This window comes from Tardiphaga sp. 20_F10_N6_6 (genome assembly GCF_052076045.1).
Taxonomy (GTDB): domain Bacteria; phylum Pseudomonadota; class Alphaproteobacteria; order Rhizobiales; family Xanthobacteraceae; genus Tardiphaga; species Tardiphaga robiniae.
Window position 1 is genome coordinate 4,631,458 of the sequence record NZ_CP197239.1, and the last position, 14,653, is coordinate 4,646,110.

Genomic DNA, 14,653 nt, shown 5'->3' on the forward strand with positions numbered 1-14,653 from the left:
GAATTTAGCCCTGTGGGCGCGGTGGGGCAACCGACAGCAGGGCGTCGAACAGGGTGGTCGTCCGGCCCGCCAGCGCGCCCTCGATCGAGAGCAGCCGCGACTTGGTGATGATGCCGCCATTGCCGGCAAAGCCGCTGGTCTGGCCCGCAACGGCCAGTGCACGGTGGCATGGCACGAGGATCGCAAACGGATTGCGCGCGATGGCTTGCCCGACCGAATAGACCGCACCGCTGGCGCCGAGCTTTGCTGCGATCTCCGCATGGGTGCGGGTTTCGCCACGCGGGATCATCCGGATCGCCTCATAGACGCGGCAATTGAACAGCGGCAGGCCATGCATGTCGACGGGGATATCGCCGAGGTCGACGGCTTGGCCGCGCAGCAGCGCAACGATGCCCTCGATGGCGTAGTCGACATCGGCCGGCGGCCGGAATTCGCGCGCATCGGGAAATTGCTGCAGCAGGCGGCGCCGGGTCTCGATCTCGCGCGCTTCCGGCAACTGCACGCCAACAATGCCGGCGTCGCCCCATGCGATACCGCATCGGCCCACCGACGTGTCGAAGGTTGTGTATCCGTGCCCAGCCATCCCGAAGGGATGTTAGCAGGCGAATTGAAGCCGTCATCTGGAATCTTTGAGCGGTGACCTTTCGGAGGGCGCGGCCGGGTGTGCGGCGCAAGGAACTGTAACCAGCTGCCATCAATCCGCTTGGCGGATCGGCCGGTCTCGGCTAGATCAGATGGCGCGACGATGCGGGCGTAGTTCAATGGTAGAACGGCAGCTTCCCAAGCTGCATACGAGGGTTCGATTCCCTCCGTCCGCTCCAGCCCCCTCATTCATTCCAGATGATCGATGCCGCATGGCGATTGAACGGTTTGGCATTTCCGCCGTTCTTCAAAGGCGCCCGTTGCTGTTCGCACAACACAAGGTTCTTGCATGACGTTTCCCCTCTCAGCTGCAACCGCCGGCAATGTCCCCGGCGTTGTCGCCTCCAGCGTCTATGCCAATGGCCGCCGTGTTGCGGATATCCCCGTCGAGGAGGCGGGCGTCTGGGCGCAGAAGCCGGGCCATGTCGTCTGGATCGGACTGTTTGAACCGTCCCTTGAACTGCTCGAGAAACTACGTGCGCAATTCGATCTGCATCCGCTCGCCATCGAGGACGCGCTGAAGTCGCATCAGCATCCCAAGGTGGAGCAATATGGCGAAGCGCTCTTCATCGTCGCGCGAACGGCGCAACTGGTCGATCGGACTGTTGCTTTCGGCGAGACGCATATCTTCTTGGGTAAAGGCTACGTCGTGTCCGTGCGCCATGGCGCCTCGACGTCCTATGCGTCTGTCCGCGAGCGGTGCGAGGCTTGCCCGACCAACCTGACGCACGGCGAAGACTACATCCTCTACGCAATTCTCGATTTCATCGTCGACAACTATCGCCCTGTCATCGAATCCATCCTGTCCGAGATCGATGAACTCGAGGATGGCGTTCTGCACCGCATGCTGACGCGGGCCGAATTCGAGCGGCTCTACAAGCTGCGCCGCGAGCTGCTGCGGCTGCGTCGCGCGGTCGGGCCGCTGGTCGATGTCTGTCACCGACTCGAACATATCGATATTCTGTTCATCGACGATGACATGAAACCTCTGTTCCGCGATGTGCTGGATCACGTCAAACGCGCGGAAGAAGATATCGACTCGCTGCGGGAAGTGCTGGCTTTTGCCTTTGAGGCCAGCTTGATGTCAGGGCAGTCGCAGCAGACCGAGATTACCCGCAGGCTTGCGGCCTGGGCCGCGATCCTGGCGGTGCCGACGGCGATTGCCGGAATCTACGGCATGAATTTCGAACACATGCCGGAGCTGAAATGGGCTTACGGCTACTACGTCGTGCTGGGCGGCATCGCCGCGATCTGCGGTTACCTGTACACCCGCTTCAAGCGCAACGGATGGCTGTGATCGACGAAGCGATCACCCCACCGCCTTCGCCGCCGATCGTCCCGCCGTCCGACCCGTGAACAGACAGCCGCCGAGAAACGTGCCTTCCAGTGAGCGATAGCCGTGCATGCCGCCGCCGCCGAAGCCGGCGGCTTCGCCGACCGCGTAGAGGCCGGGCATGATCTGACCGTTGCTGCCGAATACGCGCGAGTCCAGATCGGTCTCGAAACCGCCCAGCGTCTTGCGCGTCAGGATGTTGAGCCGCACGGCGATCAGCGGGCCCTGTGCGGGATCGAGAATGCGATGTGGCTTCGCCGTACGGATCAGGCGGTCGCCGATATATTTGCGCGCATTGTGGATGTTCATTACCTGCGCATCCTTGACGTAAGGATTGGCCATGGTGCGGTCACGCGCCTCGATCTGCGTCCGGATCTCGTCGAGCTTCAGCAGATTGTCGCCGGTAAGCGCATTCATGGCGCTGACGAGATCATCGAGATTGTCGCGCACCACGAAGTCGATGCCGTGATCCTTGAAGGCTTCGACAGGCGCCGGCGCACTCTTGTTGGTGGCGCGGCGCGCGGTCATCAGCCAGCTCTTGCCGGTGAGATCGGGATTCTGCTCGGAGCCCGAGAGCGCAAACTCTTTCTTGATGATCGCCTGCGTCAGCACGAACCATGAATAATCATAGCCGGTGGACTGGATGTATTGCAGTTGGCCGAGCGTGTCGGAGCCGGGAAACAGCGGCGCCGGCAGCCGCTTGCCGGTGGCGTCGAACCACATCGACGACGGGCCGGGCAGAATGCGTATGCCGTGTTTCGGCCAGATCGGATTCCAGTTCTCGATGCCCTCGACATAATGCCACATGCGGTCGCGATTGATCAGCCGCGCACCCGCTGTTTCCGTGATGCCCATCATGCGACCGTCGACATGGGCGGGCACGCCGGAGATCATGCGCTTCGGCGGTTCGCCGAGACGCTTTGGCCAGTTCTGGCGCACCAGATCATGATTTCCGCCGATGCCGCCGGAGGCGACGATCACGGCTTGCGCACGCAGCGAGAAGTCGCCGATCACGTTGCGCGAACTGCTTTCGCCGCGCTCGGTGTTGGATGGTTCGAGAATCGCGCCGCTCACGCCGTCGACAGTTCCGTTGGTGACGCTGAGCGCATCGACGCGATGGCGGAACCTGAAGCTCAGCCGGCCCTTCTTCTGTGCCTCGCGCGCACGCTGCTCGAACGGTTCGACGATGCCCGGTCCGGTGCCCCAGGTGACATGAAAGCGCGGAACCGAATTGCCGTGGCCCATCGCGTCATAGCCGCCGCGCTCGGCCCAGCCGACCACGGGAAACACGCGGTGGCCCATGGCGCGCAGCCAGTCGCGTTTCTCGCCGGCGGCGAAAGCGACATAGGCTTCGGCCCAGCGCCGTGGCCAGAGGTCTTCATCGCGATCGAAGCCGGCCGTGCCCTGCCAGTCCTGCATCGCCAGGTCATAGGAGTCTTTGATGCCGAGGCGTCGTTGTTCCGGCGAGTCGACGAAGAACAAACCGCCGAACGACCAGAACGCCTGGCCGCCGAGATTCTGCTCGCCTTCCTGATCGACCACGACAACGCGCTTGCCGGCATCGGCAATTTCCGTAGCCGCGACAAGGCCCGCGAGTCCGCCGCCGACGACGATGACATCCGCATCAACGGCCATACTGTTTCCCCCATTTTGTTAATGGAGATTGAAGTCGGCGCGGGAACTTTGGTCAACGGAAATTGCGCGCGAAGGGCGGCGCTGTTTCAGATTGATACCGCGACGGAACGAGGTGCATCCCGCGCGCAACACTCGATTTGAATCGCATTGGAAGCGTCATGCTCGTCTGGACAAAGCCACGATCTGGCAACACGCTGACGATGCCCTGCATCACCAGGGCGCTCAGATTCGGGATCGACAGGTTTTGGGGCTGGACATGAAGTTCGTTACGGGTTTGCTGGCGGCGGTCTTGCTGTTCGCGGGCGTCGGGGCAAGTCACGCGGTGGTTCGGATCGCGGATGATCGTGGCGGACGGATCGGAACCTATGTCGACAGATATCAGGGATTGCGCACTTCCGGCGAAACCGTGATCATCGATGGCCTGTGCGCCTCGGCCTGCACGATCGTGCTCGGCGCGGTTCCGCGTGACCGGATCTGCGTCACCTCCAATGCCAATCTCGGCTTTCATGCGGCCTGGGACATGGGCGCCAATGGTCGCGCGGTGACCAACCCGGAAGCCACCCAGATGTTGTATTCGATGTATCCGACGCAGATCCGGCGCTGGATCTCCAAACGCGGCGGACTGAAGACGCAGATGATCTTCCTGCGCGGCCGCCAGCTGATGGGCATGTACAAGCCCTGTTACATGGATGCCCACGCCTCCAGCGCGCGCTAGAGCGTTTTCGAGCGAAGTGGATGCCGGTTCGCGTCAAGAAAACGCGTCAGAACAAAAAGCTAAAGGCCGATCTGGTTTTTATTCCATCAGCATGACGTGATGCCCTGCGGCGCCGGGAGCGCTTGCCCGCGCCGTCATCTCAGCCTATCTGGAACCTGGATGGCGGGCTCTTGAATGATCTCGGGCCTTGGCCGTTCTGAGATCGTCTGATGGTGCAGCCTTTATTGACGCCTAAGAGCCCGATGCCCGCGTCCGAGCCGCCGTCACGGCTTGCGTCGGTCATTGTCGCATCGGCCGCTGCGTTCGCAGCGCTCCTTCTGGTGGGTGCAATCGGGCTGTGGGCACATTACGGCACGGCCGTATTTTTCGAGATGATCAAGACCGGCATCGCCGCCTGCATGTGATCGGCTGCCAAAGGGCAATTCAGGGAACATTCCATGACTGATCGAACCACCCGGCCGCTGGTCATTATTGCTGCCTTCGCCGGCAGCCTCGCGGCGGGATTGCTGGTCGTGCTGTGGCTGACGGGCGGTTTCCGCAATGTCGCCGCACCGGCCTCGATCGGCGGTCCGTTCCAGCTCACCGATCAGTCCGGCCAGACCGTCACCGAGCAGAGCCTGAAGGGCAAGCCGACGCTGGTCTTCTTCGGCTTCACCCATTGCCCGGACATCTGCCCGACCTCGCTGTTCGAAATGTCGGAAGTGCTGCGCGCGATGGGCAAGGACGCCGATCGTATCAATACCTATTTCGTCTCGGTCGATCCCGAGCGCGATACGGCACCGATCATGAAGGAATATCTGTCGAGCTTCGATCCGCATCTGAAGGGTTTGACCGGTACGCCTGATGCGGTGGCGAAGGTGATTTCCGGCTACCGCGTCTATGCCAAGAAGGTGCCGACCAAGGACGGTGACTATACGATGGATCACACCGCGCTGATCTATCTGATGGACCGCGACGGCAATTTCGTCGCGCCGTTCAACCTCAAGCGCAAGCCGGAAGAAGCGGCCACGGATCTCAAGCGCTATCTCTGAGGTCGCCTGCGGTTCGCTGCCATCGTGCCGGTCCGATGTACGAGACCGTGCTCGGTCTTTTCCCAGTGATGGCGCCGGGTCCAGAATTGCCACAGCGCGCGCCAGGTCGCGATCGAGAGACATCCCCAATAAATCGGCGTCAGGGCCAGGATCCAGCCGTCGCGCAGACGGCCGCGGCGCATCAGGCCGGTGAGGCCCAGGATGCAGGTCGCGATGAAGCCGCAGGCGATGGCCAGCACGTGCAGTGACGACAGCCGGTCGCCAAGCAGCAGGGTGCTATCGGCAAGCAGCAGGCAGGCGATAAGTTTGACGACCAGCACCGTAAAAGCCAGCGACGTCAGGATATTGCCGCCGAAGACGATGTTGAGTGCGAGGAATCCCCGCGCACCGGCTTCGTTCCACAGTTTTCGGGGATCGCGCATATGCACGGCCCAGGTCTGCATCCATCCTTTTAAGTACCGTCCATGGACGTCCGCTTATATCTGTGGTCGTCCAAATTTGCCAAGCAATAACAATAGGTTATTACTCTGCTGATGTTTGCTGCCGTCCCGACTTGTTCGCTCTGAGCTGGTGAACTTGTTGCGATGGTGTTGCGATGGATTGGAAGGATGTCTCACTTGAAAGACGTAACACGCACGGGCCCTCGTCGAACTGTGCTGACCCACCGGACTGTCGACGCGCTGAAACCCGCATCGGAAGCGTACCGGGTCTCGGATGTCCGCTGCCCCGGCCTCGGCGTGCGGGTAGCTTCATCTGGTGCGAAGGGTTGGGAAGCTGCTTATCGGATTAGGGGAACGTCGACCGTAAAGAGGAAGGCTCTTGGAGCCTTCCCTGCTGTCAGCCTTGAGGAAGCACGAGCTCGTGCCGCCGCCCTTACCAGCGCCGCGCAACTTGGTAAGGACTTGCTCGCCCAGGAAGCCGAGGAAAGAGCGGAGCAGGCATCCCGCACTACCGTTGGAAATCTTATCGAGGAGTATATCAAGAGGGCCTGTGGAAAGTTGCGAACGCGACACGAGATTCGCCTGCGGTTGAAACGTGCTCTGGTCAGCTTGGCTGAACAGCCCGCCGAGGACATCAAGCGACGAGATCTTCGCCGACTTTTGGACGCCGTCTCCGATCGGGGAGCGCCTCGCGAGGCTGAGAAACAAAGGCAATCGATCGGGGCAATGTTCAACTGGGCGACGTCACAGGATATTGTACCTGAGAGCCCTATCCGTGGTCTTAAGGCCTACAGTTCGGGCGAAGCCAGAGACCGCCTTTTGTCTCCGGAAGAGATTCAAATCTTTTGGAATTGGCTTGAGGCGTCTGATCTCACTGATGACATGGCTGATGCCCTTCGGCTTCAGCTCTGTCTGGGTGCGCGGATTGGCGAAACAGCGGGCATGCGAGCCGAAGAATTGAATCAAGTGGAATGGCTCTGGACACTCCCTTCGGCTCGATCAAAGAACAAAAAGCTGCGTGTCACCCCAATCATTGGCGTCGCTAAGGAAATTTTGAGTAAGCGCCTGCGTTTGTCGAAAGATGGTCCGCTTTTTGTCAATGAGACCGGAGCGGCGCTTCGCTCAAATGACGTCGGGTCGGCAATCGTCACCAGGAGAAAGCAAATTCCCCTCGATCATTTTGTGTCTCATGACTTGAGAAGAACCGTTGCAACCCAACTTATCGATATTGGCATCAACTATGACATCGTAGCTGCAGTACTCGGTCACGAGCCAGGGGATAAAAACACGCGAACATTGGTGAAACATTATGTCAGATCTGATCTGATCCCTCAAAAGCGCGTTGCTTTGGAAGCCTGGGACAGCCGGTTGACGGGGATTATCAAAGGGTCCGAACAATCAAGCAACGTTTTTACTCTGGCTCAGGTGTCGCGCGCAGGGTGAAAGCCAACGACTTTGCGACAATGGGGAAGGTGTCACTGCAGTGCCACTCTCTTCGAAGCGCCATGTGCGAGTTCGAATCCTCCCGCCCCAGCCAAGCAGTCCGGGCATTCGGCCAGAACGCCCGACCCGCCGAGAAAGGCCCGCATTCTGCGGGCTTTCGCGCATTCGGCAAAGTCTCTGGCTGGCGCAATAGACCCCGCGCACCCACAAAATCGCGAAAGTCTCCGGCCGACAGTTTGAAAATTACATTTTGCGGAGACAGCGATGGGAGACTCGGTTCGATCGCCACTGCGCCCGACCTTAGCACTCAATTTCGGCGCAACCTCTGGCCTTCGAAGGCACAGATCGAGAGCCTTTCGCCAAATACTGCCGCCCGATCGAAGCAGAGTTCGAATCCCACTATCTCCGCCAATTTATTATAAGTATCTGACATATATGTTCATTTCACGTCCGTTGATTCGGCGTCCCCAACTTGGTCCCCGGCCATGTAAAATCTGCTCGCGGGGGATATCGTGACGCGCCCCCTTCGCCCCTCGCTTATCCCGCCCGGATCATGGCCACGACGAATGCGCGCTGAGTTGGCTGCTGGGTACGTAGGCGAAAGTACAGTCGAGGGCTTTTTGAAGCGTGTGGGCAAGGAGTACCCTTGGCCTCGGGTAAAAGAGGGCCGACGACAGCTTTGGCTAGTCGACGATCTTGATCGAGCAATCGGCGCCGGACCTGACAAAGACTTTTCCGATGTTGAATTCTGATGGCGACGCCAGCTCTGCTGGACGGTTCCTACAGTGAGTGCCTCGTCAGCGTCCTGATTTGGTCAGCGCTTGTTTCCGCTTGCGATCGGTTGAGTGCGTTTCCAGAAGCTCATCGACTTCCTTAACGCTGAAAGATTTCTCGGAGCCGTCAGCGAGGCGGGCCAACGCTCGCTTCGCAATGCGGGCGTCTCTCGCATCCTCGCTTCTTGAGGCCAGCAGAGCCAATTCCTTTCTCGATTTGATAGCTGCCTTATTTCTGGCACTAGGCACAATCGTCCTCCTGTTTCATCATGATAGTATGACGAATCAGAATCGATCCGCCCGCTTTCTGAATAAGAGTTTCCTGGCGGTGCGATTTGAACAGAAGCTATCATCTTCGCTCTGGCGGGACGGCAACGCAGGTTTCGTCAGGCTCATAACTTGGAGGACATAGGTTCAATCCCATCCCCGCAATCAACGGAAGAGTGAAAATGGCGCCCTTTGGGGCGGCCATTTTACTTTATCTGGTCTCCACCGGCCATCAAATCGCACTGAACTGGAAGCACCTTGAGCTTTGAACCAAGCTTGGGCAGGCCTTTGGTGCGTACCTGGTTTGCGCAATATGGCAGTTCGAATCCTCCCATCCCTTCAAGCGATTTCCCTTAACTTTCGGGAAGCTGTGCTCGCAGCGTCGAAACGAGTCGCCGCCCGCGCCTCTTGCTTTTAGGCATATCGCTGACGTTTCTAGACTTCCTCAGGGCTTCTTCCCGATCATGATCTTCCCGCGCCGCGCGCTTATCGCCAGTTCTTTTGCATCGCATTCATAACGGTGTTGCTCTTGTTTGTTTTGCAGTACTCTGTGACAACCTTAGCGTTCCGTTTGACGTACCGCAGATCCAACTCGTTGAGGTTCTTGGTTGCGCTGAAATAACCGCTCATCCACCAGCCCACCAGCGCTTGGCGTTCCGCATCCATCTTCAAAAATTGCCCGCAAGTGACCTGCGAAAGGTCGATCGTAACCTGCGCGTTGGCCGGCAAAAGTCCGACGCTCATTAACACGACCAAACATGACACAATGAGCCTATACATACTCTCACCGTCCTTGGTTATGATTGCTATCGGCTTATCGACTGCTGAAGTCCCGACATAACTGTTTGGCTTGGATGGGAAGCGCACCAAGACTTTAGGTTCGCGACATTCCTGGTATATGCATCCAGGTCCACGTAGACATAGCCGGACTTCTGATTGAACCAGCCACTCATCCATGCCGAGACGACAGCTGAGTCTGAGGCTGACAGCGCCATGTACTGCGCGCAGCTAACGCGGGCCATGTCCACGGTTACTTGAGCGTGCGTCGTTGATGACAAAAGTATACCGACGAGGGGAAAGTAGGCCAGCTTCCTCATGATGGGCTCCTTGATGCGAGCACTTTCGCGGGTTCGCCGGGCCAAGTGTTGATCTACCTCAATAGTCGGCGCAACATTTCATATGCAAATGAGCCATCGGCCCGACCGGATATCGATGGAGAAGTATTATGTTCAGATCAGAAGCATTAGTTCTGCTTGGGTTATCGATCGCGTCTTCTGCATATGGCATGACACCGACGCCCGTCCCTCGACCAGACGCTATGGTGCACGAGATCGCGGTCGGATGCGGCCCCGGCCGAACGCGAATAGACGGTATATGCGTAGCGCGGACGACGGTCCGCCAAACTCGGCGCGCGGTTCGCAGATGTGTGCGATGGCAGGCCGGCGTCTGCGCTGCCTACCAGTAAGACCCTCGACCCGCGTATTACGACCGCGAAGGGATTCGCTGCGTCACAAGCATGGGCCACAGACTGCCCTTGCAATGGGCGTTTGCGGCGTGCAGACGCGTGGTTCTCATCTGCGCAACTGCTTGGAAGTCGCGTGTGGGATACCCGGTTGCTCGCGGGTTTGCGGCCGACGACTTCATAGTAAGACGCTCATTTGAGGTCAGGTCGGCGCAACCGGACGCCCTTTTCGCGAGAAAATGCGGTGGTCAACCAGAGCTTTGCTGCGCCGTGTGGACCAAAAATGACTTACATTTGGTATGTCACATTTGAAGTGCCAAAGAGCGGCACATTGGTACGCCGGCGAAATCCCCGACTAAGCAAGATCTTCAAAACCGAGGCGGAAGCGAAGGCGTTTGCGCGACAGAAGTTTGACGCAGGGCTGATCGTGACCGCAGGCACTATCAATCCTTATCGTCCGCGAGCGGCAATTCCGTCGGACAAGATTTCTATATGGTTTGAAGCGAGCCACGCGATCGATCAGTCAGAGAACGACACGCCGACCTAGAACCCCGGTCGAATGCCCCGTGCTATTGGGGCCTTCAGTCCTGCGACCCGATAGGCAGTCCAGTCCTGCGGACTGCGTCTGGTTGGTAGTCAGAACCCCAGCTTAACGGCAGGATGAGCCGCAGTGCAAAATCATCCGGCAGTAGTAAATTCTCTTGAGTGTTGCCATTCTGGCACGCGTCATCCAATCCGCGACGCCTATGTTGCTCAAATAGTGACCCATTCTTCTCAAGAAGTGAGGATGCAGATCATGAAAAGGCACTTGCTAGCTACTATTGGACTAGTTGGGATGTCAGTACCGGCTATTGCTGCTGATCTTCCTGTTCGAGCATACAAAGCACCACCTGTTGTCGCGGCCGCCGTTTATGACTGGACAGGTTTCTATATCGGCATAAATGGCGGCTGGGGATCTAGTCGCAACTGCTGGGGTATTGTCCCATTGGCTGGTGCAACGATCGCAGACGGCTGTGCCGACCGCTCGGGAGGGGTTTTTGGTGGTCAGGTCGGTTATCGTTGGCAGTCTGGACAATTTGTCTTCGGCCTCGAAGGTCAAGGCGATTGGGCGGATCTCACGGGATCCAGCGTTAGTACACTCAACCCTGTCTATTCGACGGGCGTCAAAGTGGATGCGCTTGGCCTCATCACGGGCCAGATTGGTTATGCTTGGAATGCCTCCCTATTTTACCTGAAAGGCGGCGCTGCGACCGCAAGAAGCCGCCTGGACGTATGGAATACGGCGAGCGGCATCAACGTGGCGTCGGCTAGCGCAACTCGATGGGGCGGCGTCGTTGGTATCGGATGGGAATATGGCTTCGCGCCAAACTGGTCCTTCGGTATCGAATACGATCGTCTCTTCATGGGGGATGCAAATAACTCGTTCTCGGTGCCCAATCCCATTCTAGCCGGTGCAGCTAACCGGATTGGACAAGACGTCGATCTAGTCACGCTACGCATAAATTATCGCTTCGGCGGCCCGGGTAGTGTGGTTGCCAAGTACTGACTAGTCGACGCATCAACGCGTGAAGGACCGGCCACTGTCCGGCCCTTCACAGCAGTGAATTTGCGACAATGAGTTACATAGCGTTTACTTGCGACAGACCTGCGCGCACCATTGCAAATGGTGGAATCGCGGATGCGTAGGGAAACGGACCCCGGCGACTTCGATTTCCGCTGGGCCAAGTGTAAGATTTTTTACTTGGCTTGAAGCAAGTCATGGGACTGGACAGTCAGATGAGAACGGCGCTGCGACTTAGCGGGGATAAAACGGCGGCTGGAGAGCCGCCGTTTCTTCAATCGAGCTTACCGACACACCTGCACTAAGCCATCCGACGCAACATAAAGCGCGCCAGGAGTACAATAAGGACCGCTAGCAGGGCCTTCCTGGTAAGCCGCCCGGGCAGAGAGAGGACCACCGTAGTATCCGGTACCTACGGAAGGACCGCTGCCCCCTCCCCAAGGCTGATTGGCGGCAACGGCTGCTGCTGTGCCAACGGCGGCAACACCGACTCCCGCGCGCACAACACCTCCGCCATACCCGTATGCAGCCCGCCGGTTTTGTCGGCGCGCAACTCCAGCGACGCTTACGGGCGTCAGTGGCCGACCAACCCTTGCCTCCGCCTTATCGACTAAGAGCGATACGCCGCGTTGCTCAGACCAGCTGAATGAGAACAAGGCGGCACACACAAAGGTCGCGATCGCAACCGAAGCCTTAATCAGATTTGCCTGCTTCATGGGTTTCTCCATCACCGCTGCCCGCCCCATGATGAAGCACAATCCTCGCCCGGGAAAATTGCTTGATCTAGATCAACGTAATCTCCGCTGCAAAATTAAGGATTGAAGAGGGGACGAGCACAACGGAGGAAGAAGGCATGAGAACGACTCTGCGAACAATGGTTATTGCTGCTGCAAGCCTGGCTTCTGCGACGCTGCTGTCGCCGGGCTGGACTGAGCAAAGTGGCTTATCACTGACAGTTAGTCAGGCGGAGGCACAGACCCGCGTCTACATCAGGAGAGGTTATCTCGGAAGCCACTACTACACTGCGGCCGGGCTGCCTTGGTACGCCGTGAGGGCCTACCATTATGATGGGCCATGGAGCGGCCCCGGATTCAGCTATGCGAGCTGGAGCGACTACGCTGCGCGCAATGGTATCGGCTGTACGCCGGGCACTGCGATCAAGGGCGGCGATGGCATTATGTATAATTGCCAGTAAAGCCGAGGTTGCTGGACTGGGTGAGATCATCCACTCAGTCGAGCAAACTTGCGCTTCGGGGACGGTTTGGCCGCGCGTTGCGGACTCTCACAATTATGGATCCTCTATGCCTGCCAACCATCAGTAAAACATCCCGCGTATAGATTGTCCTTGCTGAGCAGGTTCTAGGTCGGCTGTTATGTCCGGCAGGCGTGCAGGGGTCAAACCCGAGCGTCAGGAATGCCATTGTGGTGACGTAGGTGCAGGGTGCGCCGGGCCGGACGCCCGCCGACCGGAGCCGATCAAGTCTCGGCGCAGATGCCGATCACATCGCGGCCGATCTCTCGCCGAACAACCGAGCGAGCTTGCCGAAGCTGATCGGCCGGAAATAGCCCACGTGCAGCAGCATGCATCTCGCTCGCCGACAGCGCGCTGTCCGGCTCGATCAGACGGTGCGTGGAATGTGCAATGCGTCTTGACCTACAGGCCTTCGTCGCCCGTCTTACGCCCGCAGCCGCGAACGCTCCGTATGTCTGCATTCTCGATTCCGGTGTCGATCATGGCCATCCGCTTCTGACCACAGTTGCCGCTGAAGCGGACATGCACAGCTACAAGCCAGCCTGGGGCAAGAACGACTGGCAAGATCACGGCACCCCAATGGCTGCCCTCGCCGCATTCGGCGATCTCACCGACGCCTTTACGGGTGAGGGTCCTGTTTCGACGACGCACCGGCTTGAGTCTGTTAAAATCGTCCAACAGGCTGATCCGCACGACCCCGAGCTGTATGGCGCGGTAACACAAGAGAGCGCTTATCGCGTCGAGGTCATACCCGAGCGTCAGCGCGTGTTCTGCATGGCAGTGACCGCCACCGATAGCCGGGATCGGGGCAAGCCATCGTCATGGTCCGCAGCCGTGGACTCTCTTGCACGCGGCGATGACGATGCCAGCGGGCGTCTCATCATCCTGTCAGGCGGTAACACCGATGCGGAAAACCGCCATCTGTATCCGACTTCAAACATGACTGACGGCATCCACGATCCAGCGCAATCCTGGAACGCCTTGACCGTGGGAGGCTACACCACAAAGGCCCAGATTGACGCGACTAAGTATCCCGGCTGGACGCCCCTCGCCGCTAGCGGCGATCTCTCACCGTCCAGCTGCACGTCAATGACCTGGGGGAAATGGCCCATTAAGCCAGACCTGGTGATGGAAGCCGGGAATATGGGTCGCAATCCGGAATTCCAAGACCCCGATTACATCGACCCTAGCTTGCAGCTCATCAGTGCCAGCAAAAACCGTTCTATCGGGCGTTCTCTTACAAGCTTCGGAGATACAAGTGCGGCCACGGCGCTCGCTTCACGCTTCGCCGCTATGGTCTGGGCAAAATATCCCGATCTAACGCCTGAGACGGTTCGCGCTCTGATGGTGCACTCAGCGGACTGGACGCCTGAAATGCTGGCGTCCTCAACCGAGAATGGCCAAATCGATTTGAGGAATCTGGTCCGCTGTTACGGACACGGCGTTCCAAACATGCGGAAACTTCTATCCAGCCTCGATAATTCCCTGACGCTGATTGTTCAAAGCAGCCTTCAGCCGTTCTTCAAAGACGAGGAAGACCAGCAAAAGCGCGTGAAAACGCGAGAGATGCGGTTACACGCACTGCCCTGGCCCACAGAAGAACTAGCAGCCCTCGAGAACACCGAAGTCGTCATGCGCGTGACGCTGTCTTACTTCGTTGAACCGAGCCCGGGAGCCCGCGGCTGGACGCCTAAATATGGCTATCAGTCTCACGGCTTACGATTTGCCGTTCGAAAGCCGCTCGAAGCCGTGCCCGCGTTCGCACAGCGGATCAACCGGGCGGCGCGCGAAGAAGATTATGAAGCTGCTGGTCTCGGTGATCCGGGCTGGCGGTTTGGCTATGCCAACCGTTCATTCACTTCTATCGGGTCGCTGCATTGCGATACATGGCGAGGCCGCGCGGTCGATCTGGCCTCCCGTGGGCACATCGCGATTTACCCGACCATGGGTTGGTGGAACAAACGGCCTCAGCTCGATGGCTGGAAAAAGTCAGCCAGATACTCGCTCGTTGTCACCATCGAGACGCCGAACGTGGAGACGGATATTTATACTCCCGTCGCCACCAAGATCGGCGTCCCGATCGAGATCGAGGTCTAAGA

General features: G+C 58.7%; 14 protein-coding genes and 1 tRNA gene. 10 read left to right on the top strand and 5 right to left on the bottom strand.

The annotated features are described in order from the left end of the window. Positions 1-4 precede the first annotated feature (4 nt). Positions 5-583: a methylated-DNA--[protein]-cysteine S-methyltransferase gene (locus AB7813_RS22225; RefSeq protein ID WP_184512974.1), complete on the bottom strand. Its 579-nt coding sequence runs from the start codon at positions 581-583 to the stop codon at positions 5-7. A 164-nt stretch (positions 584-747) separates the two neighbouring features. Here AB7813_RS22225 and AB7813_RS22230 point away from each other — a divergent pair. Continuing rightward, positions 748-821 (top strand) — tRNA-Gly (locus tag AB7813_RS22230). Positions 822-931: 110 nt separating this feature from the next. Next, entirely contained in the window at positions 932-1,939 is a 1,008-nt protein-coding gene (gene corA / locus AB7813_RS22235; RefSeq protein ID WP_439065648.1) for a magnesium/cobalt transporter CorA, read from the top strand. Between the two features lie 12 nt (positions 1,940-1,951). On the opposite strand, the gene AB7813_RS22240 is transcribed toward corA, so the two are convergent. Beyond that, positions 1,952-3,610, bottom strand: coding sequence for an FAD-binding dehydrogenase (locus AB7813_RS22240; RefSeq protein ID WP_441228390.1), 1,659 nt, complete (start codon positions 3,608-3,610; stop codon positions 1,952-1,954). A gap of 256 nt (positions 3,611-3,866) precedes the next feature. Here AB7813_RS22240 and AB7813_RS22245 point away from each other — a divergent pair, with 256 nt between their 5' ends. The 3 genes from AB7813_RS22245 (at position 3,867) to AB7813_RS22255 (ending at position 5,356) form a co-directional block, all read left to right on the top strand. Beyond that, positions 3,867-4,325 carry a hypothetical protein gene (locus AB7813_RS22245; protein WP_089266785.1) on the top strand — a complete coding sequence of 153 codons (459 nt, stop codon included), beginning with the start codon at positions 3,867-3,869 and terminating at the stop codon, positions 4,323-4,325. 242 nt (positions 4,326-4,567) lie between these two features. Continuing rightward, positions 4,568-4,729 (top strand): hypothetical protein, encoded by a 162-nt coding sequence (locus AB7813_RS22250; protein ID WP_244628370.1) that lies wholly within the window; start codon positions 4,568-4,570, stop codon positions 4,727-4,729. Positions 4,730-4,762: 33 nt separating this feature from the next. After that, positions 4,763-5,356: an SCO family protein gene (locus AB7813_RS22255; protein WP_089266787.1), complete on the top strand. Its 594-nt coding sequence runs from the start codon at positions 4,763-4,765 to the stop codon at positions 5,354-5,356. Here AB7813_RS22255 and AB7813_RS22260 read toward each other — a convergent pair. Beyond that, positions 5,347-5,799: a hypothetical protein gene (locus AB7813_RS22260; protein WP_309940721.1), complete on the bottom strand. Its 453-nt coding sequence runs from the start codon at positions 5,797-5,799 to the stop codon at positions 5,347-5,349. The genes AB7813_RS22255 and AB7813_RS22260 overlap by 10 nt on opposite strands. 174 nt (positions 5,800-5,973) lie before the next feature. Here AB7813_RS22260 and AB7813_RS22265 point away from each other — a divergent pair, with 174 nt between their 5' ends. Further along, on the top strand, positions 5,974-7,239 hold the full coding sequence (locus tag AB7813_RS22265; RefSeq protein WP_441228391.1) for a tyrosine-type recombinase/integrase: 1,266 nt from the start codon (positions 5,974-5,976) through the stop codon (positions 7,237-7,239). Between the two features lie 1,526 nt (positions 7,240-8,765). Here AB7813_RS22265 and AB7813_RS22270 read toward each other — a convergent pair. Beyond that, positions 8,766-9,059: an HdeA/HdeB family chaperone gene (locus tag AB7813_RS22270; protein WP_120286889.1), complete on the bottom strand. Its 294-nt coding sequence runs from the start codon at positions 9,057-9,059 to the stop codon at positions 8,766-8,768. A 26-nt stretch (positions 9,060-9,085) separates the two neighbouring features. Next, on the bottom strand, positions 9,086-9,376 hold the full coding sequence (locus AB7813_RS22275; protein ID WP_120286890.1) for an HdeA/HdeB family chaperone: 291 nt from the start codon (positions 9,374-9,376) through the stop codon (positions 9,086-9,088). 609 nt (positions 9,377-9,985) lie between these two features. Here AB7813_RS22275 and AB7813_RS22280 point away from each other — a divergent pair. The 4 genes from AB7813_RS22280 to AB7813_RS22295 all read left to right on the top strand — a co-directional run bounded on the left by AB7813_RS22280 (position 9,986) and on the right by AB7813_RS22295 (position 14,651). After that, the gene (locus AB7813_RS22280; RefSeq protein ID WP_441228392.1) at positions 9,986-10,288 is read left to right on the top strand and encodes a hypothetical protein; all 303 of its coding nucleotides are present in this window, start codon (positions 9,986-9,988) and stop codon (positions 10,286-10,288) included. 249 nt (positions 10,289-10,537) lie between these two features. Next, the gene (locus AB7813_RS22285; RefSeq protein WP_120286898.1) at positions 10,538-11,287 is read left to right on the top strand and encodes an outer membrane beta-barrel protein; all 750 of its coding nucleotides are present in this window, start codon (positions 10,538-10,540) and stop codon (positions 11,285-11,287) included. 868 nt (positions 11,288-12,155) lie between these two features. Then, positions 12,156-12,497, top strand: coding sequence for a hypothetical protein (locus AB7813_RS22290; RefSeq protein WP_441228393.1), 342 nt, complete (start codon positions 12,156-12,158; stop codon positions 12,495-12,497). A gap of 447 nt (positions 12,498-12,944) precedes the next feature. Continuing rightward, positions 12,945-14,651 (top strand): S8 family serine peptidase, encoded by a 1,707-nt coding sequence (locus AB7813_RS22295; protein ID WP_441228394.1) that lies wholly within the window; start codon positions 12,945-12,947, stop codon positions 14,649-14,651. The last annotated feature ends 2 nt before the right edge of the window (positions 14,652-14,653 follow it).

Coding starts and splice junctions, on each gene's coding strand:
- AB7813_RS22295 (WP_441228394.1), top strand. CDS start 12,945: ATGCGTCTTGACCTACAGGCCTTCGTCGCCCGTCTTACGCCCGCAGCC.
- AB7813_RS22275 (WP_120286890.1), bottom strand. CDS start 9,376: ATGAGGAAGCTGGCCTACTTTCCCCTCGTCGGTATACTTTTGTCATCA.
- AB7813_RS22225 (WP_184512974.1), bottom strand. CDS start 583: ATGGCTGGGCACGGATACACAACCTTCGACACGTCGGTGGGCCGATGC.
- AB7813_RS22270 (WP_120286889.1), bottom strand. CDS start 9,059: ATGTATAGGCTCATTGTGTCATGTTTGGTCGTGTTAATGAGCGTCGGA.
- AB7813_RS22255 (WP_089266787.1), top strand. CDS start 4,763: ATGACTGATCGAACCACCCGGCCGCTGGTCATTATTGCTGCCTTCGCC.
- AB7813_RS22240 (WP_441228390.1), bottom strand. CDS start 3,610: ATGGCCGTTGATGCGGATGTCATCGTCGTCGGCGGCGGACTCGCGGGC.
- corA (WP_439065648.1), top strand. CDS start 932: ATGACGTTTCCCCTCTCAGCTGCAACCGCCGGCAATGTCCCCGGCGTT.
- AB7813_RS22260 (WP_309940721.1), bottom strand. CDS start 5,799: ATGCAGACCTGGGCCGTGCATATGCGCGATCCCCGAAAACTGTGGAAC.
- AB7813_RS22250 (WP_244628370.1), top strand. CDS start 4,568: ATGCCCGCGTCCGAGCCGCCGTCACGGCTTGCGTCGGTCATTGTCGCA.
- AB7813_RS22285 (WP_120286898.1), top strand. CDS start 10,538: ATGAAAAGGCACTTGCTAGCTACTATTGGACTAGTTGGGATGTCAGTA.
- AB7813_RS22245 (WP_089266785.1), top strand. CDS start 3,867: ATGAAGTTCGTTACGGGTTTGCTGGCGGCGGTCTTGCTGTTCGCGGGC.
- AB7813_RS22290 (WP_441228393.1), top strand. CDS start 12,156: ATGAGAACGACTCTGCGAACAATGGTTATTGCTGCTGCAAGCCTGGCT.